We start from the raw sequence: 4143 nt of genomic DNA, 5'->3' as shown, positions 1-4143 counted from the left end.
ATCTGGACTAAAATCAGCACAAGCTCTAACCCAACTGCTATTTCGTACCCACCTATCTGTAACGCCACCCCGACTGAAAACGACTGGTGGCTTAATCCAGCAGTCGCGTAGCTTTAATGAATCCGCGTTGCCAGTAGTCGTTGTACAGGTTGTCTTCGATGACGCCCCGACTACTGGACGCGTGGATAAACATGACACCCTCGGAGCCATTGATGTGCGTGACGATACCCGTATGATTGATTCGGTTCGCACCGAAACCTTTGTACTCCGTGTTGAAGAAGACCAGATCGCCGGGCCGTAAGTCACTTACTGAGATCGATTGTCCCACATTGGCCTGTTCAGCGGCCGTACGCGGCAATTTCAGTCCGATCTGCTTAAAGCTTACCTGTACCAATCCTGAACAATCGAGTCCTACACTGGTCCCCCCACCCGTCCGGTAATTGGTCCCGCCGTAACTCTTGGCGGTATTGATCAAATCGTTCACCAGCTGTTTGTCATACCGAACTGCCTTGGGGTTGTACTCCGCTTTTTTAGTCAAAGCATATTTGGCCGGTGTAGCTGGGGAAGCAGCAGCCGAAGCCCCCGCATACGATCGCGAGGCGGATGTTCCTCCATAAGAAGAACGCGAAGCCGTAGTCGAACGATTAACAGGTGCCCGGTACGAAGTTTGACGACTGACGGGTTTGCTACGAGTCGTCGTACGAAATAATTCACAGGAACTAAGTAAAATACTTAGCGTACAAAGGAGCGGAAAAGTCCAAAAACGCATAAGCCAGTGTTTAAGTGAGTTGTGAAGGAAGACTAGTACTTACAATTGATTTTCAGCTATTTAAGACCTGTTGTCTTCCAAAAAACTTCGGTTTAAAATACCCTATATCGGTTTGAATGTAAGGATTCAGTCCTAAAAACGACAAAAGGGGAAGCATATTTTTTTACATGCTTCCCCTTTTTTTATCAGAATTTCATGGTCAGGGCAATGCGTTTGCGGGTCAGATCGACTTCCACTACTTTTACCTGAACCTGCTGTTGCAACTTAACGACCTCGTTGGGATCTCGGACGAAGCGATTCGACAATTGCGATACGTGCACCAGTCCATCCTGTTTCACCCCAATGTCCACGAAGGCTCCGAAAGCCGTAATGTTGGTAACAATACCGGACAGAATCATCCCCTCCCGCAGATCTTCGGGCTTTCGTACGGAAGCATCGAATTCGAAGGCCGCGAGTGGCTGACGCGGGTCCCGACCGGGTTTTTCCAATTCGCTTAGAATATCCTGTAAGGTGGGCAAACCTGCTTTTTCAGTAACGTATTTTTGTAACTGAATTTTCTTTCGCTGTTCCGTCTGCGTCATCAGATCTTTTACTGACACACCCAAGTCTTTCGCCATCCGTTCGACGATGTCGTAGCTTTCTGGGTGTACTGCTGAATTATCCAGGGGATTGGCCGCTTCCCCAATTCGCAGAAAGCCTGCACATTGTTCAAAGGCTTTTCCACCCAATCGCGGTACTTTCAATAGTTCTTTCCGGGATTTGAAAGCTCCGTGTTCGCGGCGGTACGTCACGATGTTCTGAGCCAGCGTAGGGCCCAATCCGGAGACGTAACTCAGCAAGTGCTTGCTTGCGGTATTCAGGTTGACACCTACCGCATTTACGCAACTTTCCACCACCGTGTCCAGACTTTTCTTTAACGCTCCCTGATCTACGTCGTGCTGATACTGTCCTACACCAATGGACTTGGGATCGATTTTAACCAGTTCAGCCAAGGGGTCCATCAATCGGCGACCGATCGATACGGCTCCGCGGACCGTAATGTCTTTATCCGGAAATTCATCCCGGGCCACTTCCGATGCGGAGTAGATGGAGGCTCCCTGTTCGGAAACCATGAAAATGGGAATCGTTAGGGACAATCCTTTCAGGAAATCTTCCGTTTCCCGACCGGCGGTACCATTACCTACCGCTACGGCTTCGATCTGGTACGAAGCAATGAGCTGACGGACTTTCACTTCCGCCTCCTGCTTTTTGTCAAAGGGATAAAGTACCGTATCACTCAACAGATTACCCTGAGCATCGAGTACAATGGTTTTGCAGCCCGTCCGATAGCCGGGGTCAATACCCAGTACCCGTTTTTGACCTAGTGGCGACGAGAGAAGCAATTGCCGCAGGTTTCCCACAAAAATCGTAATCGCCTCGGCGTCGGCTTTTTCTTTCGAAAGTCGGGCAAATTCATTTTCGATACTGGGCTTGATGAGTCGCTTGTAACTATCCGTAATAGCGTCTTCTATGAAGGGTTTAGCGGGTGAAGAACCCCGAACGAACAATCGGTCTAGCTGTTCCAGCGAGCGTTCCTCCTCGGGAGAAATGCTTACGGATAAAATGTCTTCTTCTTCCCCCCGCCGAATGGCCAGCAGGCGATGCGAGGGAATTTTCCGCAGCTCTTCCGAAAAGTCGAAATAATCGCGGTATTTAGCTCCTTCCTCTGCTTTATTCTTCTTGAGTTTAGCATAGACAATAGCCTGTCTTTCAAATACTTTACGGACTGCATTTCGAGCATCCGCGTTTTCGGAAATCCACTCGGCCATTATGTCGCTGGCTCCCTGATAGGCTTCTTCCAGCGTGGGTACTGACTCATTAATAAATGCTTGAGCTTTCCCCGTAATATCGCGTTCGCGTTGCTCGAAAATTAGCCGGGCCAGCGGTTCCAATCCCTTTTCAATGGCGATACTGGCTTTGGTTTTCCGCTTGGGTTTATACGGCAGGTACAGGTCTTCGAGCTGGGTCAGCGTCTGGGCGTCTTCGAGTTGCTTGCGAAGCTCGGCCGTTAATTTACCCTGCTCCTGAATGGATTGCAAGATACTCTCCCGACGCTTTTCTACTTCCTTGAATTTCTCGTACTGATCTTTGATGGCCTGAATTTGTACTTCATCCAGACTGCCCGTCATTTCCTTCCGGTACCGGGCAATGAAGGGTACGGTGGCCCCTTCGTCGAAAAGTTGAATGGTATGCTCGACCGAACGAGCGGAAAGTGATAACTGACTTGAAATAAAAGCTACTGCGGTACGCATGGGAACAATTTTTCAGTTTACGGTTTTCAGTTGCCTGTTTGGAGTTTTGAGTTTGGGGTTTAGCGTTTTGAGTTTTGAGTTTCTTAGCTCAGCCCGATCTAAACCGTTATGGAATGATCGGGCTACAACTGGTTAAGCGTCTCCGACGCGAAACCACTTCCCTCCTAATTATTGCTGATTACAGGCTGAGCAGTTAACCTAAAACGCTAAACTCAACACTCACTTCACCGATACAATCTCCCCGGTTTCCAGATACACAATCCATCCTTCAACCTTTGTATACCCCATTTCGCGGTAACGGCGGGCGTAGGATTTCATTTGGTCCCGGTGGCTATCTCGGATTTGGCCGGTTTTGTAATCCAGAATGGCTATGCTCTGGTCGGGGCGAATTACGACCCGATCCGGACGTAGAATATCTCCGTTGGGCATCAGGATTTCCTGTTGCGACAAAAACTCGGCGGGCAATTCAAAGTACGGTTTCATTTCTTCCCGACTCAATACCCGTTCAATGGCTTCCCGGAGAAGAATCACCTGCGACTCGTCAATGAGTCCCCGTTTCTGCATTCGATCAATCACGTTGGGTACGTCTTCCGGCGTACGGATTTCCCGCATGACGGCATGAGCTTTATTAGCCCAGTCTTTCTGACTGGTAAATGTATCCCACTCCGTTAGCCGATCTTTCTGCCGCCGTAAACGCATGCTTTCCCGGCGAACCGTAAGCACGTTTTCAATGCTGATCGTCGTGTCATCTTTGACTACGACGGGGCGGGGCTTGGGAACATTCCCCTGCCGTACGATGTGCTGCCCTTCGTCCGAATCGACGTAACTCGCAAAAAACTGTCCGACGGTATCTTTTAAAGGCTCGCCCTTCTTGCTCCGTTTTACTTCCATCGACACGTACAGTCGTTCGACCGCCCGGGTCAAGGCCACGTACAACAGGTTTAGATTATCGAGAAAGGTTTGCTCCGTTTCGCGTTCGTATTCGGCTTTCAGGTGCGTTTGAGCGAGTTTCTGCTTCACCGAAATAGGAGCGGTACGCAAACGACGAAGCTGACGCTCGCCACTCTCGGGCAGTTGTAGTTC

Annotated in this window: 3 protein-coding genes; all 3 read right to left on the bottom strand. The window is 49.7% G+C overall.

All coding sequences use genetic code 11. The features are described from left to right. Positions 1 to 91 precede the first annotated feature (91 nt). Entirely contained in the window at positions 92 to 769 is a 678-nt protein-coding gene (locus tag ACOJTG_RS20350; RefSeq protein WP_420155498.1) for a C40 family peptidase, read from the bottom strand. A 185-nt stretch (positions 770 to 954) separates the two neighbouring features. Further along, positions 955 to 3060, bottom strand: a complete 2106-nt coding sequence (locus ACOJTG_RS20345) for a Tex family protein (protein ID WP_420155497.1) — start codon at positions 3058 to 3060, stop codon at positions 955 to 957. 219 nt (positions 3061 to 3279) lie between these two features. After that, positions 3280 to 4143, bottom strand: an 864-nt coding sequence (locus ACOJTG_RS20340; RefSeq protein ID WP_420155496.1) for a hypothetical protein, incomplete at its 5' end; no start/stop codon positions are given.

It is taken from the genome of Siphonobacter sp. (genome assembly GCF_048595215.1).
Taxonomy (GTDB): Bacteria; Bacteroidota; Bacteroidia; order Cytophagales; family Spirosomataceae; genus Siphonobacter.
This window is presented reverse-complemented; position numbering and strand designations above follow the sequence as displayed.

Excerpts from the sequence above, each read along its gene's own strand:
- ACOJTG_RS20350 (WP_420155498.1), bottom strand. The coding sequence starts at position 769 with ATGCGTTTTTGGACTTTTCCGCTCCTTTGTACGCTAAGTATTTTACTT.
- ACOJTG_RS20345 (WP_420155497.1), bottom strand. The coding sequence starts at position 3,060 with ATGCGTACCGCAGTAGCTTTTATTTCAAGTCAGTTATCACTTTCCGCT.